The organism is Symbioplanes lichenis (assembly GCF_030709675.1).
Lineage (GTDB): Bacteria > Actinomycetota > Actinomycetes > Mycobacteriales > Micromonosporaceae > Actinoplanes > Actinoplanes lichenis.
The window spans coordinates 257,840-280,762 of the sequence record NZ_JAUZQD010000003.1; the positions used below are offsets into that span (position 1 = coordinate 257,840).

A 22,923-nucleotide genomic window follows, 5' to 3' on the forward strand; every position below is an offset into this window, starting at 1 on the left:
TGATCGGAGCTTGGCATGAGACGCCGACTGGCCACACTGGGCGCCGCGCTGATAGCGGCCGCCGCTTCCGTGCTCTTCTTCGTGCCGCCCGCCTTCGCCGCGACCGGGCTGCACGTCAGCGGCCGCGACATCGTCGAGGCGAACGGGCAGAAGTTCGTCATGCGCGGCATCAACCACATGCACACCTGGTACGCCGGGCAGACCCGGACCTTCGCCGACGTCAAGGCGCTCGGGGCGAACACCCTGCGCGTCGTGCTCAGCGGCGGACGCTGGACCGCCAACACCGCCGCCGACGTCGCCGATGTCGTGGCGCTGTGCAAGGCGAACCGGCTCATCTGCGTCCTCGAAGATCATGACACCACCGGCTACGGCGAGGATGCCGCCGCGTACTCCCTGGATCAGGCGGCCGACTACTGGATCAGCCTCAAGAGCGTGCTGGCCGGGCAGGAGGACTACGTCGTCATCAACATCGGCAACGAGCCGATCGGCAACACCAACCCCGGCCAGTGGACCGCGGCCACCGTCGCGGCGGTGCAGAAGATGCGGGCCGCCGGGTTCGAGCATCTGCTGATGGTGGACGCGCCGAACTGGGGTCAGGACTGGCAGTACGTGATGCGGGACAACGCCCAGGCCGTCCTGGACGCCGACACGCGGCACAACACGGTGCTGTCGATCCACATGTACGCGGTTTTCAACTCGGCGGCCTCGATCACGTCCTACTTGGATACGTTCGAGGACAAGGGCTGGCCGCTGGTGATCGGCGAGTTCGGGTGGCGGTTCGACGCGAGCCAGGTCGACCACGAGACACTGCTGGCCGAGGCGAACGCCCGGGACCTCGGCTATCTGGGCTGGTCGTGGACCGGCAACACGGATCCGATCCTCGACATGGCCACCAACTTCGACCCGGCGCAGCTCACCACCTGGGGCCAGCGGATCTTCAACGGCGCCAACGGCATCAAGGCCACGGCGAAGGAAGCCACCATCTACGGCGGCCCGACGACCCCGCCGAGCAACCCGACCACGCCGCCGAGCAACCCCACGACCCCGCCCGCCGGGAACGGGTGCACCGCCACGTACGCGACCACCGGCCAGTGGGCCGGCGGCTTCCAGAGCGAGGTACGCGTCACCGCCGGCACCGCACCGATCACCGGCTGGACGGTCAGCTGGACGTACGCGAACGGGCAGACCGTCGCGCAGGCCTGGAACGCCACGGTGACCAGTGCCGGGGCGGCCGTGACGGCCCGCAACGTCACCTACAACGGCCGGCTCGCCGCGGGCGCGAGCACCACGTTCGGCTTCCTCGGCACCTGGACCGGCACGAACACCGCCCCGGCCCTGACCTGCGCGGCCGGCTGACCCGCACCGACCCGGAGCAAAGAGTGCGGCCGGCAACGCGATGAGCGCGGCCCCAGCGGGATGCAACGGGAGCAACGAGCGCGGCGAGCGGAAACCGCCCGAGCCTCTTGACCGGTACAGAAGCGACGGCCTACTGTACCGGTACAGAGACCCGAGGGGAGCCACCATGGAACTGCCCGCCGCGCTCGTCACCGCCCTTCACGCCGTCGACCACGAGCTGCTCAGCGCGCTGCCCGACGCGCCGGTCCGGCCCGATCGCGTACGTCCCCGCCGTACCCGGGCCGTCCGCCGGGCCTTCGCCGCCGGCCTGGTCCGGGCCGCCCACGTGATCGCCCCCGCGTGACCGGCCGGGCGAAGCGCTAGCCTGGAGCACGTGGCGGCCCGTGTGACACTCCAGACCATCGCCGACCGGGTCGGGGTCAGCCGGATGACCGTGTCGAACGCGTTCTCCAAGCCCGACCAGCTCTCCGCCGCCCTCCGCGCGCGGATCCTCGCCGCCGCGGACGAGCTCGGCTACGTCGGGCCCGACCCGGCGGCGCGGGCCCTGGCCACGGGCAGCACCGGCGCCGTCGGGGTGCTGCTCACGACCTCGCTGCGCTACGCGTTCACCGATCTCGTGGCGACCAGCTTCTTCGGCTCGATCGCCGAGCAGCTGGCGCCGACCGGGCTGTCGCTGACCCTGCTGACCTCGTCCGACAGCGGCCCGATCATCCCGGCGCGGGACGTCGCGATGGACGGCGCGCTGGTCTTCTCGTGCGACCCGACGTCGGAGGCGCTGGGCTACCTGGTCCGGCGCCGGCTGCCGCTGGTCTATGTCGACCAGAGCCCGGTCGAGGGCGTGCCCTGCGTCAACGTGGACGACCGGGCCGGCGCCCGGGCCGCCGCCGAGCACATCGTCGCGCTGGGTCACCGCCGCGTCGGGCTGCTCATGTCCGGCGCGCACGGCCCGCACGGGATGATCGACACCGACGACATCAAGGTCGACGGGTACGCCTCCCGGCAGCGCCTGCTCGGCTGGCTCGACGCCCTGGAACCGGCCGGCGTCGAGCCGCTCGTGGCCCGGCAGGGCGGCGACGATCTCGAGCAGGCCCGGTGGGGCGCCCGGCTGCTGCTCGAGCGCCCCGACCGGCCGACGGCGGTGCTGTGCTTCTCCGACGCGGTCGCCTACGGCGTGCTGCAGGCCGCGGGCGAGCTGGGCATCAGTGTGCCCGGCGAGCTGTCGGTGGTCGGCTTCGACGACGGCCCGCTCGCCGCGCAGGCGTGGCCCGCCCTGACGACCGTACGCCAGGATGTGGTCGAGAAAGGCCGGGCCGCCGCCGCGGCACTCGCCGCCGCCGTCGCCGCCGCGCGCACGGGTGAGCCGGTCGCCGCGACCCACCTCGTGCTGCCCACGGAGCTGATCGTGCGAAAGAGCACCGCGGCAGTCTAGGAAGCGCAGCTCCACTGCACGGGGACATTGGTCCCGGCCGTGCCGATCACGGTGCCGGTGTCCGACAGATCCCGCGCCGTGCCCGTGACCCCGTCGACCGCGGCCAGCGTCACGTCGGTGTCCGCGCGGTACACGGCACTGTCGATGATCATCCAGCCCTTGTCGTTGACGCCGGCCACCGGCGCGGTGATGGGGACCTGGTCGAAGGCGCCTGTCCGGACGTTCCACAGCCCGACCGCGCCGGACGGCGACAGCGTGCCCGTCGCATAGTCGCCGCGGGCCGCGCTGAGCAGCGCGGTCTGCCCGGCCGGGGCCTTGAGCTCGGTGCCGGCGCCCCGCTGGTCCCACACCCACGAGGACTCACCCTTGGCGCCGGAGACCCGGAAGCCGAAGATCCGCCCGTCGTCGCGCAGCTGCTGGGTCTCGCCGCCCTCCGGGAGGGGCAGCACCGTGGCGTCCGTCGTGCCGGCCTTCCACAGCAGCGTCGTGCCGCCGAACAGCGGACCACCGACCGGACCGACCGTGGCCACGACGTCGCCGGCGGCGTTGATCGACGGGAACATGTGAATCTCCCAGTCGCCGGCCGGCAACCGCAGCTCGGTGGGCACGCCCGCGGTGTACCGGATGACGCTGTCCCACGTCTTGTCGTCGCCGCCCGACGCCACCACCGTGCCGCTCGCGTTGACACCGGCCGCGTACACGGCCTTCTTGCCCGCCAGGGGCAGCGCCGTGGGACTGCCGCCGGTCCACAGCACCGGGTGCGACGTGCCGATGCCGTCGAGCTTGCCCTCGGGTGTCAACTTCGTACTCACGTGGACGTCGTTGCCGACCACATAGCGGCCGGTCGGATCCACGGCCTTCAGCTCGACCTGCGTCAGCCCGGCGGGCACCGGCAGTTTCGCCGCCTCGCAGCGCACGATCGCCCCGGCCGCCGCGACCTGTGGATCCGGCTCGCCCCGTCCGCTCCGGACGAACGACGGCACCGCGACCAGCACGCCGGCCGCGAGCGCGGCCCCGCCCGCCACCCGGAAGGCGCGCCGCCGCCGGGCCGAGCGCCGCCCGCCGGCCACGAGCTCGTCGACCCGCAGCCGGCTGGCCGGCGGGACGACCGTACCGAAGCGCTCCCGCAGTTCTTCCTCGATCATGATTGGATCCCCATCCTCGTCGTGCTGATCCGGGAGACGGCGCCGAGCAACTCCCGCAGAGTCGCGAGACCGCGGGACGACTGGCTCTTGACATTGCCGGCCGAACAGCCGAGCACCTCGGCGGTCTCCTCGATCGTCAGGTCGTCGAGGAACCGCAGCACCACCACCGCCCGCTGCCCCTTCGGCAGCGACCGCAGCGCCGCGACGAGCTCGTCGTGCTCGGCCAAGCTGTGATCGGCCGCGGCGACGGTCACGCTCTCCGCGGGGACCCCGCCCAGCCGGACGCCCGCCCAGCGCAGCCGGCGCTCGTCGAGGTACTTGCGCACGAGGATCCGGTGCACATAGCCGTCCAGGTTGTCGGCCTGGGCGGCTTTCTTCCACTGTACGTAGAGGGCCGTGAGCGTGACCTGGACGATGTCGTCCGCCCGGTGGCCGTCACCGCAGAGCAGATACGCCGTGCGGTGCAGACGGGGTAACCGCCCCCGCACGTACTCCACGTACTCCCGTTCCCTGTCGGGGTGCATCGGCGATCCTTCCCTCGGCTGCCGTCACCCCTCTGTCGTGAACGGCCCTCGGGAAGGTTGCACCGAAGGGCCTGTCCTGCCGATCACGACGGCCTGCGCCGGGCCCAGCTTCCGCCTCGCGGCGCGGTGCGAACGGCCGAACACAACCCCGGTATCCGACCGCCCGCCCCCCTTGCGACGCGAAACCTGTGCCGTCGGCTCGGCGACGCCGTGACCGGCAGGACAGGCCCTACGAGCTCTCGATCGCCCGGCGCCGCATGACCACATCGGTCAGCGCCTGCCCGAAGATGCCGTTGACCACCCCGCACGACGCGCACGCGAAGTTGCCGTCCAGCAGGCCGCCGCAGTGCGCGCACACGCCGTGGTCGCGCGGATCCTGGTACGCCGCCAGCGCCGCCACCAGCGCGGCGGCCACCGGCTCCCGCAGCACCAGCCGCTCCCCGCGTCCGGCCAGGTCAACGGTCAGTTCGCCGGCGCTCGCGGCGGCCGGGTCGAGGGCATCGATGCGGGTGACGAAGTCGCGCAGAGCCTGCAGCACGTCGGACGGCATGGCCAAGACCCTACTCACGTAGTCAATAAGGGCCTTTCCTGCCGGTCCCGACGGCCTGCGCCGGGCCCAGCTTCCGCCTCGCCGCGTGGGGCGGGCGGCCCGATACAACCCCGGTATCGGACCGCCCGCCCCACTTGCGACGCGAAACCTGGACCGTCGGCCCGGCGACGCCGTGACCGGCAGGAAAGGCCCTCTAGCCGGAATGCTCCGACGATCGGTTGCGGCCGATCCGGCTGAGTGTGCGGAATCGGCCTCCGAACCGGTGCATCGCCCCCGCGCCCCTCCCTGCGCGCGGCCCGCTCCGCCAAGCTTCAACCATCGATCGCGGTCCCTTCGGAAGGAGCCTGGCGTGGGTTTCTCGAACAGCTCGACGGCGCAGCTGCAACCCGGCAAGCACCGGTCGGGCAACGCCGCGCCGCACGGCATGTACGCCTCGCGGCCCGCAGTCGGCGAAGCGCGGGTCCGGCTGGTGGCGACCGGCGCCGGGCGGCTGCGTGAGCTGGCCGCGCGGGGCGAGCTCGCGGCCCGCGCGCAGGGGGCCGGACGGGCCGGGCTGACCGGCCCCGCGTACGACCTCGCCTGGCCGATCGTTTTCAGTCGCCTGACTCGCCGCTTCGAGCTGCAGCGGGGCCACGCCGCGTGCGCCGCGGGCGTCGCCCACCTGACCGACGAGTGCCTCGACCGCTTCCACGACGACGTCGAGGCCGTGGTCGAGGACCTGCTCACGCACGCCGACCGGCCGATCGCCAACCTCGACGCCTGGGTCGCGTCGCGGCTCAACGCGGCGACCGTGGACGCGTACCGCAAACAGCGCGGCCGGCGCGGCGCGCTGCAGCGGCCGCGGCTGCCCGGGTGGCTCGCGGCCGCCCTCGGCCACGACGGCTGGCTCACCACCCTGGCCACCAACATGCTCGTCTGGGTCGGCACCACCGGCACCGCCGGCCACGAGGTCTGGCCGCTCGAGTCGTGGGCCCAGGAACGCGGCCGCCGCACCGGCGACTGGGTGGCCAGCGACCCCGCCGCGGTCGCCCGCGAGGTGGAGCACGTCCTGGCCGTGATGCGCCGCAAGCCCACCTGGTACGAGTCGTACGTCGAGCGGCCCCTCGGCGCCAAGCAGGCCCCGGTGGCGGCCGCCCCGGCCCTCGACGCGTACGGCGAACCGGCCGCACCCCTGCCCCTGGGCGACCCGGACGCCCACGTCGAGTCGGAGCTCCAGCGCCTCGCCGCCGACGCCGTCCGCGCCATCGACCAGCGCCTCGGCGGCGGCGAACCCCCCGAACAAGCCGTCGCCGAAGTCATCCGCACCGTCTTCGGCGGCGTCTTCACCGGCACCCTCGACCGCGCCCCCCACGGCACCGCCGACCCTCTGGGCGGCGTGACCGGCGCCCTCGCCGACCGCACCACCCTGGACCGCATCATCGCCACCGCCGTCGACATCGTCAGCGACCCCGGCCGCCCGTGACGGCGACCCTCACAGCCCGAGCACGACCAGGCCCTTCGCGTCCGCGCCGGCCAGCCGTCCACCGGCCACCGCGGAGAGGGAGGACAGCTGCGGCACCGTGGTGACCCTCGCACCGGTGGCCGCGTTGCGGACGGCCAGCGGCTTGCCGGTGAGCGACACGTAGATCAGGCCCCCAGCGCGGAACGGCTGTCCCACCTCGGCGCCGAGCACGGCCTTCCAAGCACGCTTGCCCGAAGTGACGTCGTAGGCCTCCAGGGAGGTGTCGCTCGCCAGGTAAAGGCGCCGGCCGTCGGTGGCCACCCGGCTCGACACCCGTGCGGTCGACCAGGCCACTCTGCCGGTGGACACCCGGACCGCCTTGAGCGACCAGGAGGCGCTGTCACCCACGAAGACCCAGTCGCCGTACGAGGCCAGCGGGGTCCACGTGGACGACCAGCTGCCCGTGGTGTTACCGGTGACCGCGTCCACCCGGCGGGACACTCCACCCCGGGTGATCAGAACGTCGTTGCCGACCGGGATCGGTGAGAACAGGGTGCGCCTCCCGTCGGTGTTGTCGCCGTCGGACCATACGGGCGTGCCGTCGGTCAGCCGATAGGCCTCGACGTTCGGCTCGGTGCCGTAGTCATTGCCGCTCACGATCACCATGCCCCGGGTGACGATCAGTTGCGCCGCGTCGGTGTTGGGCGACCGCCGCCACAGCAGGCGTCCCGTGGCGAGATCGAAGGCGCACACGTACCCGTCGGCGTCACCACCCTCGATGCCGCACAGGCTGTCGCTCGAGGTCACGACCACGGTCGTACCGGAGACGACCAGGTGATAGGCCAGCCGGTCGAAGAAGATGCCGGTGTCGCGCCAGACCTGGCGGCCGGTGGCCGAGTCGCGTGCGACCAGGCCGGCGGTGTCCTGAGTGAGGGTGAGGCCGCCGGCGACAACCGGACCGACCCGGCCCGGGCAGTCCGAAGTGGCGTCAGGAACGCTCCAGCGGCGCTTCAGCCGGCCGATGCTGGAGGCGTTCAGCAGATCTTCGCCGGCGTTGTAGAACGACCGGCCGGCGTCGGAACCGGTCTGCGGCCACGTCGAACGGCTGTCAGCGGGCGCAGCGGTGGCAGGTGCGGTGGCAGCAAGGACGAGGACCGCGGCGGCGGCCCACATGCGTCGGATCATGACGGCGACCATAGAGTCGCGCGATGGCGATGTGGGGGATATGGGCGTTTTCGTACTGTCGTTGCTGAGGCTGGCATGATCGGTTCGTGCTGTTCACCCGTGGCCCGCGCCCGGAAGGCCGAGCGCGGGCAGGGTGGGACGCCACGCCGGTGGCCCGTCCTCGTACTGACCGGCTGGCTCTTGCTCGCCCTGTGTGCCATGGCCCTTGGGTTATTTGATCGGCCCGAGCAGGGCAGCCGGAGCTAGCGCTTGCGCGGGGAGCGGGCCAGGTATCCGTACGGATAGGGCAAAGACTTGTCGCCCGCGGCGGTGAGGCGGTCGATGTGCTTGTCGTCCAGCGACCAGCCCGTCGCGCCGAGGTTGTCGCCGAGCTGGGCCGGCGAGCGGGCGCCGATGATCGGGGCGGTCACCTCGGGGCGTTGCAGCAGCCAGCGCAGCGCCACCTGGGCGGGGGAGCGGCCCACCTCGTCGGCCACGGCGAGCAGTGCGTCGGTGATCGTCCAGGTGCGCTCGTCGACGCTGTTCTCCCAGTCGCCCAGCCACGGCTGCTTGTCGGCTTCCCAGCGGGTGTCCGGCGGCGCCTGCGTCATGCCCCGGCGGTACTTGCCGGTGAGCCAGCCGCCGCGCAACGGCGACCACGGGATGACGCCGACGCCCTCGTTGCGGGCCACCGGCAGCAGGTCGAGCTCGATGTCGCGGTCGATGAGGTTGTAGAGCGGCTGCACGGCCACGAAGGGCTCCCATCCGCGGTGGCGCGCCACGTCGACGGACTTCTGCAGCTGCCACGCCGCGTAGTTGCTGACGCCCAGGTGGCGTACCTTGCCCGCGCGCACCAGCCCGTCGAGCGTGGACAGGCTCTCCTCGATCGGGGTGCCCGCGTCGAAGCAGTGCACCTGATAGAGGTCGATGTAGTCGGTCCGCAGCCGGCGCAGGCTGGCCTCCACGGCGTCGAGGATGTGCCGCCGCCCCGCGCCGATGTCGTTCTCCCCGGCGCCGGTCGCCCAGAAAAACTTCGTCGCCACCACTCCTGGGCACAATTCCTCCATGCGCGCCGGTACGCACGTGAGCGTCACCCTGGTCGCCACGGCGGCCATGGCCACCTCGACCCTGCCCCTGTACGGCGTCAGCGCCCTCGGTCCCGTCCTGGTCACCGAGCTGGGACTGTCCCGCCCGGCGCTGGGCTGGCTCGCCGCGTCCACGATCGGGACCGCCGCGTTGCTGTCGCCCCTCGGCCGGCGCACTGATCGACCGCATCGGGCCGCGCCGGGGCATGGTCGCGCTGACCGCCACCGTCGTGGGGACATTGATCGCCGCGTCGTTCGCCGGCTCGTACGGCTGGCTGCTCGCCGCCCTCGCCCTGGCCGGCATCGGGCAGGCGCTGGCCAATCCCGCGACCAATGTCCTCGTCCGCGCCCGTGTCCCGGCACCCGCCGACGGGGACGCCATTGGTTACAAGCAGGCCGGCGTGCAGGTGTCCGCCCTGCTGTCCGGCCTGGTCCTGCCCGCGGTCGCGGCGGCGCACGGCTGGCAGTGGGCCCTGCGCGTGTCCGCGGCGGCGGCCCTGGTGGTGGCGGCGACCATTCCCTGGGTACGCGCACCCGCCCCGCACCCCGCCCCGCCCAAGCGCCCACCGCTCCCGGGCTGGCTGCTGCGGCTGGCGTTGTTCTGCTTCGTGCTCGCCACGGCGAACGCCGCCGTCGCCACGTACCTGCCGCTGTTCGCCGCTCAGGACCTGGGCTACCGTCCGCGCGTCGCCGGCGGGGTGCTGGCCTGTTTCGGCCTCGCCGGGGTCGCCGGCCGCATCTGGTGGACCCGCCGCACCGCCCGCCGCGAGAGCCGCCCCGCCGCCCTGCTCACGCCACTGGCCGCCCTGGCCGCGCTGAGCACCGTGCCCCTGGTGCTGGCCACGCTGCCGCACCTGGGCGCACTGGTGTGGGCCGGTGCGCTCGGCGTCGGCAGCTTCGCCGTCGCCGCGTACGCGATCGCCATGCTCGACGTGGTCCGCAACACCACCACCGGCACGGGCCGCGCCTCCGGTGTCGTGTCGGTCGGGTTCTTCCTGGGCTTCGCCGTCGGCCCGGTGTCGTTCGGCCTCGTCGCCGATCACGCCGGCTACCGCGCCGCCTGGTCAGCCGTCGCCGCCGTCCTGGTCCTGGCGACGGTGGCCGGCCTCCCGTTCCGCCGCGTCTGACGCCCGCGCGGGTCGTCGGGCCGGTTTTCGCCGGCGCAGGGCGGCGCGCAACTCGTCCGTGAGCAGCCGCCGCAGGCGCTCCTTCTGTTCGGGGCTCACATCCCTGTCTGGCGGACAGCCCCGGCCGCCCGGTGTTTCGGGCAGGTTTCTTGACAGTCGGCGGTGGCCGTTGTGTGATCGATGAATGTCGACGTGGTGGGTGCGTTCCGCAGCTGTTGCCGCCCTGCTGATCCCGGGAGTGCCGGCGCACGCGGCTCCCCGCGCGACCCCTTTCCTCGACCACAAGGCGCTCCTGGCCTCCGCCGCCGAGCCGGGCGGCACCCTCGCCGAGCCCGGCTGGTACGAGGCCAACATCCCCTTCGTCGACCTGCCCGACGCCGACCTCGAGGCCGCCTACTACTACCGGTGGCGCACGTTCAAGGAGGCCCTGAAGTACACGGGCGCCAAGGACGGCTGGATCGTCACCGAGTTCCTCGGCCCGGTCGGTTATTCCGCGCCCTTCGGCGGCATCAACGCCGCGGCCGGGCACCACCTCTACGAGGGCCGCTGGCTGCGCGACCGCCGCTACCTCGACGACTATCTCGACTACTGGCTGACCGGCTCGGGATCCGAGGCCAAGCCCGCCACCGAGGAGCTCAACAAGAACACCACCGACTGGGCCCACCAGTACTCCTTCTGGGCCGTCGATGCCGCCGTCGCCCGGGCCGGGGTGACCGGCGACTGGCAGTTCCTCGTCGACCGGCTGCCCGCGCTGCGCCGGCAGTACGAGGGCTGGAAGAGGTCCAACTACGACGCCGCTCGCGGCCTCTACTGGCAGACCCCGGTGTGGGACGCCATGGAGTACACGGCCGGCTCCTACCAGACCGCGGATCCCTATCACGGCGGCGACGGCTTCCGGCCCACGCTCAATGCCTATCAGTACGGCGACGCGCTCGCGCTGGCGGCGATCCTGCGCAAGGCCGGGGATCCCACGACCGCGCAACGGTACGAACGTGAGGCGGCCGCCCTGCGCACTAACCTCACCAAACTGTGGGGCGGCGACTTCTACAAGCACGTGCAGCGCGGCTCCTCGACCCCGATCGCCGACCGGGAGCTGATGGGATACGTCCCCTGGTACTTCCACATGCCGCCCGCCTCCTCCGCCCCGGCGTGGGCGCAGCTGACCGATCCGCAGGGCTTCGCCGCCGCGTACGGGCCCGCGACCACCGAGCGCCGCAGCCCCTGGTTCATGCACGAGGCGACGAACGGGTGCTGCCGGTGGGACGGGCCGAGCTGGCCGTACGCGACGAGTCAGACCCTGACCGCGCTGGCCAACCAGCTGCTCGACTATCCGGCGCAGTCCTATGTCGACCGCGACGACTACACGGCCCTGCTCCGCGGGTACGCCTGGACACAACGCAAGGACGGCCGCCCGTACGTCGCCGAGGCGCACCACCCCGACGAGGACCGCTGGCTCTACGACAGCCGCGGGCACAGCGAGGACTACAACCACTCGACGTACACCGATCTCGTCCTGTCCGGGCTGCTCGGGATCCGGCCGCAGGCCGGCGCGTCCGTGCGCATCGCGCCGCTGGCCCCGGCGTCGTGGGACCATTTCGCCGTCGAGAACGTCCCTTACCACGGGCGCGAGCTGACCGTCGTGTGGGACCGCGACGGGACGGCGTACGGGCACGGGGCGGGTTTCCGGGTGTGGATCGACGGCCGGCTCGCGCTGAGCCGGCCGGCGGTGGGTGACGTCACGCTGAGCGTGGACACCGTCGCCCGCGCGCAGGATCCGATGATCGACGACGCGGTCAACGTCACGGGCGCCGGCTATCCCCGGGCGAGCGCGTCGTACACGTGGCCCGGCGACAGCCCCGCCGACGCGATCGACGGCCAGGACTTCCACCTCGACGTCCCGTCGACGCGCTGGACGAACTACGGCACCCCGAACGCCTCCGACTGGCTGCAGGTCGACCTCGGCGCCGCCACGGTGGTCTCCGACGTGCGCATCGCCTTCTACGACGACGGCGGGGGCGTGCGCGCGCCGGCCTCGTACGCGCTGCAGTATCTCGACGGCACCACCTGGCGCGACGTGCCCGGCCAGCGCCGCGACCCCGCCACCCCGGCCGGCCGCGCCGTCAACCGCATCACCGTCGACCCGCCGCTGACCACCGACCGGCTGCGCGTCGTCGCGCCGGGCGTGTTCGGCGTCACCGCCTTCCAGCTGTGGCGGGCCGCCGCGCCCCCGGCCCTCGGCCCCCGCCTCGACACCGGCACCCTGAGCATCGGCCGCGTGACGGTACGCGGCGTTTGATCGCCCCCGCCGCCGGGGCACGATGATCCAATGAATTACGTCGCGGCAATCATCTTCGGCGCGATCATCGGCGCGGCCGCCCGGCTCCTCCTGCCCGGCCGCCAGCGCATCGGCATCATCCTCACCGTGCTCATCGGCATGGGCGCCGCCGTCGCCGGCACGTGGGCCGGCGACCGCTGGAACATCGCCAGCACCCACCACATCACCGTCGCCGGCCGCACCTACGACTGGCTCGTCGTCGCCGTCCAGGTCGGCATCGCCATCCTCGGCGTCGCCATCGCCGCCCTCCTCGCCCGCGCCTTCACCACCGACCCCGCCGACGACTGAGGTGTGATCCCCGGCGCGGCGGGACCCGGTCGGGCTCGGTGGGATCCGGTCGGGCTCGGCGGGACCCGGTCGGGTGAGTCATTCTCCGCGTTGCTCGCATAAGCCACGCCCCGCGGCGACCGCGTCGCGGCGGGATCGTTGAGTGCTGCACCCGGGGTCCTCGTCGTGGTCCCGGCGGAGGAGCGGGGGCAACGATGGGGGAGCTGACCACTGCCGAGCAGTTCGTCGCCGGGTTCGCGCGCCGGATGGTCGCGGCGCTGGCCCCGGACGAGCTGGCGGCGTTCGACCCGGTGAGCCGGGCCTATCTGAGCGATCCGGGCGGGGTGCTCGACACGCGCCCCCGGCCCGAGGGCGGCCCCGATCCGGTCGTCCTCGTGGTGACCCCGGTGGCGCTGCCGGTGGCGACGGCCGTCTACGAGCACCTGCTGAGCCGGGCGACCGACCTGGCCGGGCGCCGGGCCGGCCGGGGACTGCTCCGGCGCCGCGATCCGGGACCGGGCGGGCCGATCGGGACCGAGGTGCTCGAGGAGACGGTCACCGGGGTGCGGCAGCTGGTGGACACCCGTACCGATGATCAACGGCTGGCCGCGCAATGCGCCGAGCTGGTCCGGGTCCTGCTGGAGCATCACGGCTAGGGCGCGGCGACCTCCTGCGCGCTCGCCAGCCTGGCGAGCGCGGCGGCGGACGGGCTGCCCGGCTCCGCGTGATACATGACCAGCTGCAGCCCGTCCGCGCCGAGCACCGCCAGCTTCTCGCGGCGCAGGGACAGGTCGCCGACGCGCGGGTGGCGGATGATGCCGCTCCCGCTGCCGCCCCGGCGCACGTCGTGCCGCGCCCACAGCTGCCGGAACCGGTCACTGCGCGCGGACAGGTCGCCGATCAGCTGCGCCAGCCGCGGGTCGCCGGTTTCCGTACCCGTTTCCGCGCGCAATTGCGCCACCACGCTCGCCGTGTTCTCCTCCCAGTCCGGGTGGTATTCGCGTGCGGCCGGATCGGTGAACAGCACGCGCAGCCGATTGGTGCCCGGCGCCATCAGCGGCGACAGCGCCACGGCGAGACCATTGGCGGCGAGCACGTCGCGATAGCGATTGACCACGAACGCGGGGACATTGACGGTGCCGACGAGCATCCGCAGCCCGTCCGGCACTTCGTCCACGCTGCGCGGCAGGCGCCGGCGCGGTTTCGGGCGGCCCAATTCCTGGAGGTACGCGGCAGCCTCCGCGTCCAGTCGCAGCACACGCGCGACGGCTTCCAGCACTTGCGCCGAGGGATTGCGGTCGCGGCCCTGCTCGAGCCGGAGGTAATACTCGGCGCTGATCCCGGCGAGCAGAGCCACCTCTTCGCGGCGCAAACCCTTCACCCGGCGCAGTCCCGTCGAAGGCAGGCCCACCTCCTCGGGGCGCACCAGCTCGCGGCGGGCCCGCAGAAAAGCGCCCAGCTCGTTGTCCATGGCCTCTGTTCCTGTTCCTCGTGGTACCAGTAACACGGGGGATCTGCCCGCTTCATGCCCTCCGGCGAACACTTGAATCTATGACACGAACGTGGTTCATCACAGGCGTCAACAGCGGATTCGGCCGGCACATGACGACGCAGCTCCTCGCGCGCGGCGACCGGGTGGCCGGAACCGTCCGCAAACCCGGCTCGGTGCGCGATCTGCAGGAACGCTACGGCTCGCAATTCTGGGTCGCCCAGCTCGACGTCACCGGCCCCGTGCGCGAAACCGTCGACCGCGCCTTCCGCGAGCTCGGCCGCATCGACGTGGTCGTCAACAACGCCGGCTACGGCCTCTTCGGCGCCGCCGAGGAACTGACCGACGACCAGGTGATCCAGCAGATCAACACCAATCTCGTCGGCTCGATCCAGGTCGTGCGCGCGGCGCTGCCCCATCTGCGGGCGCAGGGTGGCGGCCGGGTCATTCAGCTTTCCACGTACGGGGGCCAGGCCACCAATCCCGGCGCGTCCCTCTATCACGCGTCGAAATGGGGCATCGAGGGCTTCATCGAAGGCACCGCCAAGGATGTCGCCCCCTTCGGCATCGGCATGACCATCGTCGAACCCGGCGGGGCGCGCACCGAGTTCCGCTTCGACAGCCTCCAGCTGGCCGACCCGTCGCCCGCCTACGACAACACGCCCGCCGCCATGGTCCGCGGGGCCAAGGACCGCAGCCGCCCGCCGCTGGGCGACCCGGCGAAAATGGCCACGAAAATCATTGAGAGCGCCGACGTGGAGCCCGCGCCGATGCGGCTGGTGCTCGGCTCCGACTCGTACAAGTTCGTCACCGCCGCCCTGCGCGAGCGCCTCGCCCAGATCGAGCCCCAGGAAGCCGCCGCCGCCTCGACCGACTGGACCGCGTGACGCCGCGCTCCGCTTTCTCCCGGGTTTCGTCCGGCGTGGCTTTCCCACGCGTGAGCGACCGGTGCGGCGTGGCTGCTCAGCGCAGGAGCGTCCGGCGCAGCGTGTCGAGCAGCCATTGTTCGGCGTCGTCGAGGGTCCAGCCGTTGTCGTCGGTGAGCGCGTTGTAGGACGCGTTGTTCAAATAGAACCAGAGCAGATCCGTCGCCCGCCGTTCGTCGACGCCCGGCGGCAAGGCCTTCAGGTCCGCCAGCCGCCGGGCCGTGCGCTCGAAACCGTGCCGCATCGCGTTGCGCGCCTTCTCCTGCGCCTCGGCGGCGGCCGGCTCGTGCCCGGCGATGGCCGCCACCACCCGCATCACGTCGCGCCACCGCTCATAGCGCACCCGGGTGTTGCCGGCGATCAGCCGCAGCAGGGCGTCGGCGTCCGGCGCCGCGTCGAGCAGGTCGTAGATGCCCGAGCCGACCGAGGTGGCGACGGCGTCCTCGACCACCGCGCGCAGCAGCTTCTGCTTGCCGCCACCCACCGCGTACACCGTCGCGGGTGCCACCCGGGCCTCCGCGGCGATGTCATCGACGGTGGTGGCGACATAGCCCTTGGTCAGGAACAGGTCCCGGGCGGCCGTGTGGATCGCGGCCCTGGTGGCGGCGGCGTACTCGGCCCGGCGGTTGCTCACGCCGATCACACTAACCCTCCATTCGTCAGAGGATGACTCTGATGAGTAGAGTGCGCTCGTGACAAACTTCGTCTGCATCCCCGGGGCCTGGCACGGCGGCTGGTCCTGGCACCCCGTCGGCCACCGTCTGCGCGCCGCCGGCCACCACGTCACCGCCCTGACCATGCCGGGGCTCGCGCTCGGCGACGACCCGAGCGAGCTGGGCCTGTCCGACGCGGTCGGCTTCGTCGCGCACGAGATCGAGCGCCGCGACCTGACCGACGTCGTGCTCGTGAGCCACAGCTGGGGCGGCATCCCGGCGACCGTCGCGGCGCCGCGCCTGGCCGGGCGGGTGCGGCGGCTGGCGTACGTGAGCGCGTTCGTCCCGCTCGACGGCCAGTCCATGGCCGACGCGATGGGGGAGATGAGCGGCTATCTCAAGGCGGCGATCGACGCGTCGCCCGACCGCACGATCGGCCTGACGTTCGACCAGTTCCAGCAGGGCCTGATGCCCGACCAGCCCCTCGAGGTCCAGCGCATCGTCTTCGACCAGCTCGTGCCCCAGCCCGGCGGCTACATGCTCGACGCGCCCCGCCTCGCCGCCCACGACGTCCCGGCGGCCTACATCCTGGCCGAGAAGGACCAAGCCCTCGCCGCCCCGGGCCCTGAGCTGGCCGCCCGCGTGGGTGCCGAGCCGATCATGGTCCCCGGCTCGCACGAAGCCATCCTGACCCACCCCGACGACATAGCCGCGGCGCTTCTGGCCCTGTAACTCCCCAGCGTCCTGGTCTCCACCATCCCGGGGCTCTACTGCCGGCGCAGCTCGACGGCCGCCCGCACCAGGTCGGCGTTGCTGCGGGCGGTGCTGCCGTCGGGCAGCAGCACCGAGTCCTCGAAGCCCACCCGCGTGTCGTGCCCGCGCCGGAAGGCGTCGCGCACGAGCGGCCACGTCCAGTCGTTCATCCCGTGCGTGAGCCGCGGACAGGTCGAGCCGGCCGCATCCAGCGCGTCATTGATGCTCTGCGCGATCGCGGCCGGCTCCCCGGTCAGAAAATAAGGCTCGCCCGGGTCCAGCTCGATGCTGATCCGCTGCGCGTGCGGCAGAAAGCCCGAGTCCACGATCCGCGCAAGCTCGACCGGCGCCCACAGCCCGACGTCAATGCCGATTCCCCGGTCGAGCATCGCCTGCATCACCCGCTCGAACCCGTCCTCGGACAGGTTGACCGTCGCGCAGTCGACCCCTTCCCACTCCCGGATCATCGCCACGCGCTCGCCAAGGTCCGGCACGATCCACGCCCCGGTGGTCAACCCGATCTCGACGTCGAAACCCAACTCCCGCACCCGCCGGCACGTCTCGTTCACCGCCGCCGGATCCAGCGTCTCGGCGCCCTCCTCATCACGGACGTGCAAATGCACCCCCGTGGCGCCGGCCGCAAAACACTCCCGCAACTCCGCCAGCACCTCGTCGAGCGCCACAGGCATCGCCGCGTGCACATCCTTGCCCCACGGCCCGTTCGGCGTCACCTGCAGCATCATGTCCGGCGCCAATGCTGGGACTTGCCGGTGTCCCGCACGACGAGGCCCTCCTTGGCGAGTTCCCGGCGCAGTTCCTCGGCGTCGTCGGGGTCCTTCTTGGCGAGGGCCCGTTCGCGCGCTTTCAGCAGAGCGTGCTCCGCGGACGACAACTCGGGCAACTCCGGGACCCAGCGCCGGAACATCGCCGCGTACGGGTCCTCGTCCCGCCACGGGAAACCGTGCTCGCGGAATGCGGTGGCCACCCGGTCGTCGCTGAGATCCGACTTCAGCCGGGCCAGTTCGGTGGAGTCGCGGCCCAGGATCACGAGGTGGTCGTCGTCGAGGAAAACGGCGCTGGTGTCCGTACGCGCAATGGTGTGGGTCTTGCCTTTCAGGGTGAGCGCTGCGGCCTTGCCGTCGACGCGAAGCCGCAGATCCTCGTAGCGGCCGATCGCCCCGATGACCGCTCCGCCGGCGAGCCCGATCGCCGTCGCCACGAGCGACGCGGCCGGATCCGGAAGGGCCTCGAATCCTTCCAGCGCGAATCGCAAGGGCACCCACGGGAGATCGAGCAACCATCCCGAGGCCCGTTCCACGCCGAGGAGAACGGCCGCCCCCACCACCGGAATGATCCCGTAGTAGACCCACGCCGGATGGGCGACGACCGTGGGCCTCACGGCAACCGGCGCCTTCCGGCGAATCCGAGATCGGCCCGGTGGTACCACGTCAATGCCGTCTCGCCCTCGAGCCAGCACAACAGCACCGGCACCCCGTCCAGATCGGCGGGAAAATCGACGAGCAGCGGAGCCATTCCCTTCAACTCGGCGCCCGTTTTCTGCACCTGGGTCATCAGCTCGTCCAGGCGGGCCTCGACGGCTTTACGCTCCGGCAAACCGCCGAGATCCGTGGTCTGCCCGCCGGGCACGAGCGCCGCGGAAAGCTCCACCATGTCCGCCCGCCGGGCCACGATCTCCTCGAACACAGGAAGCAGCGCCGCCAATTCCGCGCGCGCTTCCTCCACCGTGAACAGCCCCATCAGCGATGCTCCGCCAGCCACGCCCCGAGCAGCCGCGAACAATCAGCCACCGAATCCCGCCAGCTCTTCGCCGCCCCGGCCCCGGCATCGTCACTGACATGCTTCACCAGCCGCACCGGCACCCCGAACTGCTGCGCCGCCGCGGCAACGGCATAACCCTCCATGTCCACCAGCGACGCGTCCCGGGCCAGCGCGTCCCGGGCGGCATCATCATTGATGAACGCGTCCCCGGTCGCCAGCACCGGCCCCGCCGGATCCCCGACCAGCAGCGGCGGCCCGGTCACCTCCCCGGTCAGCTTGAACAGCACGTCACCGTCGAGATCATGCTGCATCACCGTGCCCACGACGTGCGTGCCGCTGACCCCGGGGCGCAGGCCGCCGGCCGTACCCAGATTGATGACCTCGCTCGGCCGCGGCCCGGCGCCCAGCGTCGCCCCCAGCCCGAGCGCGGCATTGACCTTGCCCATGCCCGTGATCAGCACGGGCAGATCCGTCCCGAGATGGTCGGCCTCCAGCCGCACCGCCACCACCAGCAACGGCCGCCCGGCCTCGACAGTCCCCAGCAACTCCACACCGGCGATCCTAGCCAGCCTGTCGCCCGGCTCGCGTCCCAGCAGCGGACCGGTGACGAAAGGACGAAGCCGCCCGGCACCGTGGGGTGGCGGGCGGCTTCGAAGGTGTTGTCAGAGGGCGCTGCCGGTCAGGGTGTTGCCGGCGACGGTGTAGATGTGGCCGCCGGCGACGGTGACGCGGTTGGTGGCGGCCAGATTGCTGGTCCACTTGGTGGGGAGGGGGCGGCCGTTGGCGGCGTTCATGATGCCTACGGTCTTGCCCTCCACGGCGGCGTAGACGAGGCCGCCGGCGCGGACGGGGCGGCCGACCTCGCCGAGGAAGGTGCGCCACCAGACGCGTTTGCCGGTTTTCACGTCGAAGGCTTCGACTGTGTTGTGGTCGGGGTGGTAGATGCGGCGGCCGTCGGTGGCGTTGCGGCCGGAGGCCTTCGGCGCGGTCCACTGGGAGGCGCCGGTTGCCGCGTTGAGGCTGATCAGAGTGCCGGCGCCGTTCGTGACGAAGAAGCGGTCGGCGGTGGCCATCTCGGCGTACCACTTCTGGGGTCTGGTCCAGAGGGGCTTGCCGGTCGTGACGTTGACGGCGACCATCTGGGCCGCGGTGGTGCGGGTGAGCAGCAGGCGGCCGTTCGACGACACGCCCGGCGAGGTGAGGCGGGGGAGGGTCCAGCGGATGCGGCCGGTGGTGACGTCGAGGCCGCGTACGGTGGCCAGGTCGGACGCGGAGTCGCCGCCCACCGCCACGACACTCCGGTCGACGACCATTGTGTCGACGGGCGTGTCGAGCTGCTGGGACCAGCGCTGCTTGCCGTCCGTCACGGAGAAGGCCCGGACGGTGCCGTTGGGGTCGCTGGCCGACTGGCAGCCACTGTTGCCGGCCACGAGCAGGCCGTTGCTGACGGCCAGGTACGGCGTGGACTCGTCCTCCGGGTTCGGCCAGGTGTGCTGCCACAGCCGCTTGCCGGTGCCGGCCGCGTAGGCGCCGATGCCCGACGTGTCGGCGACGAACACACGCCCGCCGGAGACGACGGGCGGCGCCGGGCGCGTGCACGTCTCGCCGTCCACCGAGGGCAGGTCGGTCGTGAACCGGTCGGTCACCTTGCCGATCGTGCCCGCGTTGAGAACCGTCTCGGCCGGGTTGTAGTAGGTCTGCCCGGGCCCGTAGCCGGGTTGGTTCCAAGCACCGGGAGCCGGCGCCACCAGGAGAGCAGCGAGCCCCCACGCGAGGCCACTGGAAACGAACACCCGTCCTCCAAGCTAGTCGTCACGGAGACGCTAGAGGCGCCGGGGCGATTTGTCCGTTACGCCACGCGGGGCTTTCCGCCAGCAGCGCCCGGTAGGCCTCCACGCCCGGCAGGTCGGCCCGCACCAGCCGATGCAGCCCCGTCCGTACGGAATCCAGGCGCGCGCCCCCGCGCAGGTCGGCGAGGGCCTGCCGCAGCATGCCCAAGCCGTCGGCGTCGCGCCCGCCCAGCAGATGGGCCAGCGCCGCGAGTTCGTGCAGGTCGGCGTCGGGATGCGGCCGGACGGCCCAGCAGTGCGCGAAACCGGCGAGCGCCTCGGCGGCGTGCCGGCGACAGGTGACCGTGTCGCCCTGGTGATGGGCGAGCACGGCCAGGCGTACCCGGGCCGCCAGGGCCAGCGACGGCGCCGCGCGGACGCTGTCGTCGTACAGCTTGGCGATCTCCTCGAAGGCGCTGTCACGGCCGCACGCGATCTCCTTGCCCAGCACCACGTCGGCCCGCCCGAGCAACAGCCGCCAGTGCTCGGGATCCGCCTCCAGCCCCTGCTCGTACGCGTACCCCGCGTTGGCGTAGTCCCCGAGCCACGAGTACGCGCGGCCCAGCCCGTCCCACGACTCGGTACCGAGGCGGCTCTGCACGGTGCCCTCGCGGTACGCCTCGACCGCCTTGTCGTACGCGCCCTGCCCGAGCCAGGCGTCGCCCAGCGTGACGAAGCCGAGGTCCGAGTGCGGTGCCAGCCGCGTCGCGCGCGCCGCGGAGTCGACAGCGGAGGCGTAGTCGCCGCGCGTGACAGCGATCCGGGCGAGACCGTTGTGGGCGTACGCGTTGTCCGGGTGGATCCCGAGCGCCGTCCGGTAGTGCCCGGCCGCGTCGTCGTAGCGGCGCAACCGTTCGCACGCGTCGCCCAGCCCGTTCCACGCGAACGCCTCGCCCGGCCCGTCGTGCACGGCGCGCCGGTGCTCGCGCAGCGCGCCCGCGTAGTCGCCGCGCCGCAGCAGGATCGCGCCGATGCTGTGCGAGGCGTACGCGTCGCCGGCGTTGCTCGCCCGCGCCCGCTCGTGCGCGTCCAGCGCCGCATCCACTTCACCCAGCATCAGGTACGCCTTCCCGAGCCCGTCGAGCGCGAACGAGTTCCCGGGATCCAAGGCGAGCGCCCGCTCGTGCGCCTCGACGGATTTGTGCACCGCCCCGGCCTGGTAGTACGCCTCGCCGACCTGGTTCCACGCGAAGGGCTCACGCGGGTTCTCCTCGGCGGCGTGCTCGAAGGCCCGCAACCGCTCCTCGATGTCCCCGTCCCCGTCGGCGCCGGTCGTGCGGGCCAGCCCGTCCCACGCCGCCGCGTCCCGCGGATTCAGATCCAGGGCCTTCCGGTACGCGTCCTTGGCCTCCCGCGGCGACCCGGCGCGCAGGTACGCGTCCCCGAACCCGCGCCACACGTACGAGGCCTGATCGTCGATGCCCTTCGCCGTCTCCAGCGCCTCGAACGCCTCGGGAATCCGGTCCTGCAGCAGATAGGTGCCGGCCAGGCTGCGCCACGTGTACGGGTCGTCGCGCCGCAGCCCGATCGCCTTCCGGTGCGCCTGCACGGCCTGCTCCGGCTGGTCCAGCCGCGCGAGGGCCTCGCCGAGCCCGTTCCACGCCGGCGCGAACGTGCTGTCCAGCTCCAGGGCCTTCTCATGACACTTCCGGGCGCGGCCGGGCTGGTTGCGCTGGATCCACAGGTTGCCCAGGCCGTGCCACGGGTACGCCGAGTGGGGATCCAACCGGCTCGCCTCCCGGTACTGCTCCTCGGCCGGCTCCCACAGGTGCTGCTGCAGGTAGGCGTTGCCGAGGCCGTTGTGCAGATACGGCTCGCCGGGACACAATTCGATGCCCCGGCGATACGCCTCGATGGCTTTCGGATACTCGGCCAGCTCCACGTACGTGTTGCCGAGCCCGTTCCACGGGTGCGCGCTCAGCCCCGGGACCCCGGCGCTGTCCCACATCGTCGCCGGATCCAGCTTCGTGGCGGCGAGGAACGCGTCCCGGGCCTCGGCGAAGCGGCGCTGCTCGAACAGGGCGAGGGCGAACGCGTTGCCGATGACCGCGTCGTCCGGGTCGGCCCGGCGGGCCCGGCGCAACAGCAGCTCCGCGTTCTCCAGATCGCGCGCCTCGAGACAGGCGGCGCCCAGGTTGTAGATCAGCGCGCGGGCGTTGCGCCGATGGTCGTCCTGGCTCCGGATCGTGTGGGCGAGCGCGGCCGCCGTACGCAAAGGGGCCTTGTCCTTGGTCGCCTGGAACTCCTGATAGCTCTCCAGGGCCGTGGTGAGCCGCTCGAAGTCCTGCCACGCGATCGTCTCCGGGCGCGGGGACAGCGCGTGCGCGACCCGGGCGGCCGAGGTCCGCACGGCCTGGCCGACAGCGGCGGTCACGGTGTCGCCGCACGCGGTGGTGGCGAAGTCCAGCGACGGCCGGCGGCGGGCCGGCTGCAGATGCACCGTCAGCCGTACGGCATCGCCCTCCTGGAACAGCCGTGCGGTGACCGCCGGTCCGGAGGGCCGCAGCGGCCACGCCTGCTTGAGCGCGGTCAGCAACGCCCCGAGCGGCAGGCTCGTCCCGGCGACGTCGATGCTCCCGATGGCCACCACCGCCCCGGCCAGCCGGCTCGGCGCGGTCGGCACCAGGATGCTGTCGGCGATCCGGTCGCGGCGGCTGTGCACCACCGGCATGAGCGTCAGCAGCGGCGCCGGCGGGTGGCGGGCCGACTGCGTGTCCTGGCCCTCGTGCACGGCCTTGATCCGGCGCAGCTCCCCGGTCAGCGTCCGGGCCAGCACGTCCCCGTCGAGCTGCGCGTTGTCCGAGCAGTTCTCCACCGACACGCCCAGCGGCTGGCACAGCCACACGAGCAGGCCGCTGATCAGGCCCAGGAGCAGCAGCAGCCCGACGACCTCGAGGATCACGACCACCCCGTCGCGCACGTCGATCAGCGCCGCCCGATGCGTGCCGGTGGCGAACCACACCACGGCGGCCACCATGACGGCGACGACGGTCAGGGGTACGGCCAGCTCACGCGCCCTGCGGGCCATGGCAGTCACCTTCCGACGACCGGTCCCCGTGAGGCACCCGAGC

The 22,923-nt window shown here is 72.4% G+C and carries 23 protein-coding genes; 10 read left to right on the forward strand and 13 right to left on the reverse strand.

The features are described from left to right. Window positions 1-15 precede the first annotated feature (15 nt). From RAN62_RS08335 to RAN62_RS08345, 3 genes are all read left to right on the forward strand, one after another. Window positions 16-1,356 carry a cellulase family glycosylhydrolase gene (locus RAN62_RS08335; protein WP_305783926.1) on the forward strand — a complete coding sequence of 447 codons (1,341 nt, stop codon included), beginning with the start codon at window positions 16-18 and terminating at the stop codon, window positions 1,354-1,356. 166 nt (window positions 1,357-1,522) lie between these two features. Continuing rightward, window positions 1,523-1,699, forward strand: a complete 177-nt coding sequence (locus RAN62_RS08340; RefSeq protein ID WP_305783927.1) for a hypothetical protein — start codon at window positions 1,523-1,525, stop codon at window positions 1,697-1,699. 30 nt (window positions 1,700-1,729) lie between these two features. Continuing rightward, window positions 1,730-2,785 carry a LacI family DNA-binding transcriptional regulator gene (locus RAN62_RS08345; protein WP_305783928.1) on the forward strand — a complete coding sequence of 352 codons (1,056 nt, stop codon included), beginning with the start codon at window positions 1,730-1,732 and terminating at the stop codon, window positions 2,783-2,785. On the opposite strand, the gene RAN62_RS08350 is transcribed toward RAN62_RS08345, so the two are convergent. The 3 genes from RAN62_RS08350 to RAN62_RS08360 form a co-directional block, all read right to left on the reverse strand. After that, complete coding sequence (locus tag RAN62_RS08350; protein WP_305783929.1) at window positions 2,782-3,930, reverse strand: hypothetical protein; 1,149 nt, start codon at window positions 3,928-3,930, stop codon at window positions 2,782-2,784. The genes RAN62_RS08345 and RAN62_RS08350 overlap by 4 nt on opposite strands. Next, window positions 3,927-4,454, reverse strand: a complete 528-nt coding sequence (locus RAN62_RS08355) for a SigE family RNA polymerase sigma factor (protein ID WP_305783930.1) — start codon at window positions 4,452-4,454, stop codon at window positions 3,927-3,929. The genes RAN62_RS08350 and RAN62_RS08355 overlap by 4 nt, the downstream gene beginning before the upstream one ends. A gap of 229 nt (window positions 4,455-4,683) precedes the next feature. Then, window positions 4,684-5,004, reverse strand: coding sequence for a hypothetical protein (locus RAN62_RS08360; protein ID WP_305783931.1), 321 nt, complete (start codon window positions 5,002-5,004; stop codon window positions 4,684-4,686). A gap of 349 nt (window positions 5,005-5,353) precedes the next feature. Here RAN62_RS08360 and RAN62_RS08365 point away from each other — a divergent pair, with 349 nt between their 5' ends. After that, complete coding sequence (locus RAN62_RS08365) at window positions 5,354-6,466, forward strand: hypothetical protein (protein WP_305783932.1); 1,113 nt, start codon at window positions 5,354-5,356, stop codon at window positions 6,464-6,466. A gap of 9 nt (window positions 6,467-6,475) precedes the next feature. Here RAN62_RS08365 and RAN62_RS08370 read toward each other — a convergent pair whose 3' ends face one another. Further along, the gene (locus RAN62_RS08370) at window positions 6,476-7,630 is read right to left on the reverse strand and encodes an outer membrane protein assembly factor BamB family protein (RefSeq protein ID WP_305783933.1); all 1,155 of its coding nucleotides are present in this window, start codon (window positions 7,628-7,630) and stop codon (window positions 6,476-6,478) included. 242 nt (window positions 7,631-7,872) lie between these two features. Further along, window positions 7,873-8,871, reverse strand: a complete 999-nt coding sequence (locus RAN62_RS08375; protein WP_305783934.1) for an aldo/keto reductase — start codon at window positions 8,869-8,871, stop codon at window positions 7,873-7,875. A gap of 11 nt (window positions 8,872-8,882) precedes the next feature. Here RAN62_RS08375 and RAN62_RS08380 point away from each other — a divergent pair, with 11 nt between their 5' ends. From RAN62_RS08380 to RAN62_RS08395, 4 genes are all read left to right on the forward strand, one after another. Beyond that, window positions 8,883-9,821 carry an MFS transporter gene (locus RAN62_RS08380; RefSeq protein ID WP_438874482.1) on the forward strand — a complete coding sequence of 313 codons (939 nt, stop codon included), beginning with the start codon at window positions 8,883-8,885 and terminating at the stop codon, window positions 9,819-9,821. Window positions 9,822-10,005: 184 nt separating this feature from the next. Beyond that, window positions 10,006-12,117 carry an MGH1-like glycoside hydrolase domain-containing protein gene (locus RAN62_RS08385; protein WP_305783936.1) on the forward strand — a complete coding sequence of 704 codons (2,112 nt, stop codon included), beginning with the start codon at window positions 10,006-10,008 and terminating at the stop codon, window positions 12,115-12,117. 30 nt (window positions 12,118-12,147) lie between these two features. After that, complete coding sequence (locus tag RAN62_RS08390) at window positions 12,148-12,444, forward strand: GlsB/YeaQ/YmgE family stress response membrane protein (RefSeq protein ID WP_305783937.1); 297 nt, start codon at window positions 12,148-12,150, stop codon at window positions 12,442-12,444. Window positions 12,445-12,638: 194 nt separating this feature from the next. Then, a complete protein-coding gene (locus RAN62_RS08395; protein ID WP_305783938.1) occupies window positions 12,639-13,079 on the forward strand; it encodes a hypothetical protein in 441 nt (146 codons plus the stop codon). On the opposite strand, the gene RAN62_RS08400 is transcribed toward RAN62_RS08395, so the two are convergent. Next, window positions 13,076-13,894: a helix-turn-helix domain-containing protein gene (locus RAN62_RS08400; protein WP_305783939.1), complete on the reverse strand. Its 819-nt coding sequence runs from the start codon at window positions 13,892-13,894 to the stop codon at window positions 13,076-13,078. The genes RAN62_RS08395 and RAN62_RS08400 overlap by 4 nt on opposite strands. An 80-nt stretch (window positions 13,895-13,974) precedes the next feature. Between RAN62_RS08400 and RAN62_RS08405 the strand changes: the two genes are divergently transcribed. After that, on the forward strand, window positions 13,975-14,799 hold the full coding sequence (locus tag RAN62_RS08405; RefSeq protein WP_305783940.1) for an SDR family oxidoreductase: 825 nt from the start codon (window positions 13,975-13,977) through the stop codon (window positions 14,797-14,799). A 76-nt stretch (window positions 14,800-14,875) separates the two neighbouring features. Here the strand turns inward: RAN62_RS08405 and RAN62_RS08410 are convergent, their stop codons facing one another. After that, entirely contained in the window at window positions 14,876-15,472 is a 597-nt protein-coding gene (locus RAN62_RS08410; RefSeq protein WP_305783941.1) for a TetR/AcrR family transcriptional regulator, read from the reverse strand. A 58-nt stretch (window positions 15,473-15,530) separates the two neighbouring features. On the opposite strand from RAN62_RS08410, the gene RAN62_RS08415 reads away from it, so the two are divergent. Further along, window positions 15,531-16,223, forward strand: a complete 693-nt coding sequence (locus RAN62_RS08415; RefSeq protein WP_305783942.1) for an alpha/beta fold hydrolase — start codon at window positions 15,531-15,533, stop codon at window positions 16,221-16,223. A 35-nt stretch (window positions 16,224-16,258) separates the two neighbouring features. Here RAN62_RS08415 and RAN62_RS08420 read toward each other — a convergent pair whose 3' ends face one another. The 6 genes from RAN62_RS08420 to RAN62_RS08445 form a co-directional block, all read right to left on the reverse strand. After that, a complete protein-coding gene (locus tag RAN62_RS08420; RefSeq protein ID WP_305783943.1) occupies window positions 16,259-16,987 on the reverse strand; it encodes a 3-keto-5-aminohexanoate cleavage protein in 729 nt (242 codons plus the stop codon). Beyond that, complete coding sequence (locus RAN62_RS08425) at window positions 16,984-17,643, reverse strand: YqeB family protein (RefSeq protein WP_305783944.1); 660 nt, start codon at window positions 17,641-17,643, stop codon at window positions 16,984-16,986. Before RAN62_RS08425 ends, RAN62_RS08420 begins: the two co-directional genes overlap by 4 nt. Next, window positions 17,640-18,002 (reverse strand): DUF2203 domain-containing protein, encoded by a 363-nt coding sequence (locus RAN62_RS08430; protein ID WP_305783945.1) that lies wholly within the window; start codon window positions 18,000-18,002, stop codon window positions 17,640-17,642. Before RAN62_RS08430 ends, RAN62_RS08425 begins: the two co-directional genes overlap by 4 nt. Then, window positions 18,002-18,574 carry a nucleosidase gene (locus tag RAN62_RS08435; protein WP_305783946.1) on the reverse strand — a complete coding sequence of 191 codons (573 nt, stop codon included), beginning with the start codon at window positions 18,572-18,574 and terminating at the stop codon, window positions 18,002-18,004. The genes RAN62_RS08430 and RAN62_RS08435 overlap by 1 nt, the downstream gene beginning before the upstream one ends. A 111-nt stretch (window positions 18,575-18,685) precedes the next feature. Further along, window positions 18,686-19,816, reverse strand: coding sequence for an outer membrane protein assembly factor BamB family protein (locus RAN62_RS08440; RefSeq protein ID WP_305783947.1), 1,131 nt, complete (start codon window positions 19,814-19,816; stop codon window positions 18,686-18,688). Window positions 19,817-19,835: 19 nt separating this feature from the next. Further along, on the reverse strand, window positions 19,836-22,880 hold the full coding sequence (locus RAN62_RS08445) for a tetratricopeptide repeat protein (RefSeq protein WP_305783948.1): 3,045 nt from the start codon (window positions 22,878-22,880) through the stop codon (window positions 19,836-19,838). Window positions 22,881-22,923: the final 43 nt, after the last annotated feature.

Excerpts from the sequence above, each read along its gene's own strand:
- RAN62_RS08335 (WP_305783926.1), top strand. The coding sequence starts at position 16 with ATGAGACGCCGACTGGCCACACTGGGCGCCGCGCTGATAGCGGCCGCC.
- RAN62_RS08340 (WP_305783927.1), top strand. The coding sequence starts at position 1,523 with ATGGAACTGCCCGCCGCGCTCGTCACCGCCCTTCACGCCGTCGACCAC.
- RAN62_RS08350 (WP_305783929.1), bottom strand. The coding sequence starts at position 3,930 with ATGATCGAGGAAGAACTGCGGGAGCGCTTCGGTACGGTCGTCCCGCCG.
- RAN62_RS08355 (WP_305783930.1), bottom strand. The coding sequence starts at position 4,454 with ATGCACCCCGACAGGGAACGGGAGTACGTGGAGTACGTGCGGGGGCGG.
- RAN62_RS08360 (WP_305783931.1), bottom strand. The coding sequence starts at position 5,004 with ATGCCGTCCGACGTGCTGCAGGCTCTGCGCGACTTCGTCACCCGCATC.
- RAN62_RS08370 (WP_305783933.1), bottom strand. The coding sequence starts at position 7,630 with ATGATCCGACGCATGTGGGCCGCCGCCGCGGTCCTCGTCCTTGCTGCC.
- RAN62_RS08385 (WP_305783936.1), top strand. The coding sequence starts at position 10,006 with ATGTCGACGTGGTGGGTGCGTTCCGCAGCTGTTGCCGCCCTGCTGATC.
- RAN62_RS08390 (WP_305783937.1), top strand. The coding sequence starts at position 12,148 with ATGAATTACGTCGCGGCAATCATCTTCGGCGCGATCATCGGCGCGGCC.
- RAN62_RS08395 (WP_305783938.1), top strand. The coding sequence starts at position 12,639 with ATGGGGGAGCTGACCACTGCCGAGCAGTTCGTCGCCGGGTTCGCGCGC.
- RAN62_RS08400 (WP_305783939.1), bottom strand. The coding sequence starts at position 13,894 with ATGGACAACGAGCTGGGCGCTTTTCTGCGGGCCCGCCGCGAGCTGGTG.
- RAN62_RS08405 (WP_305783940.1), top strand. The coding sequence starts at position 13,975 with ATGACACGAACGTGGTTCATCACAGGCGTCAACAGCGGATTCGGCCGG.
- RAN62_RS08420 (WP_305783943.1), bottom strand. The coding sequence starts at position 16,987 with ATGATGCTGCAGGTGACGCCGAACGGGCCGTGGGGCAAGGATGTGCAC.
- RAN62_RS08430 (WP_305783945.1), bottom strand. The coding sequence starts at position 18,002 with ATGGGGCTGTTCACGGTGGAGGAAGCGCGCGCGGAATTGGCGGCGCTG.
- RAN62_RS08445 (WP_305783948.1), bottom strand. The coding sequence starts at position 22,880 with ATGGCCCGCAGGGCGCGTGAGCTGGCCGTACCCCTGACCGTCGTCGCC.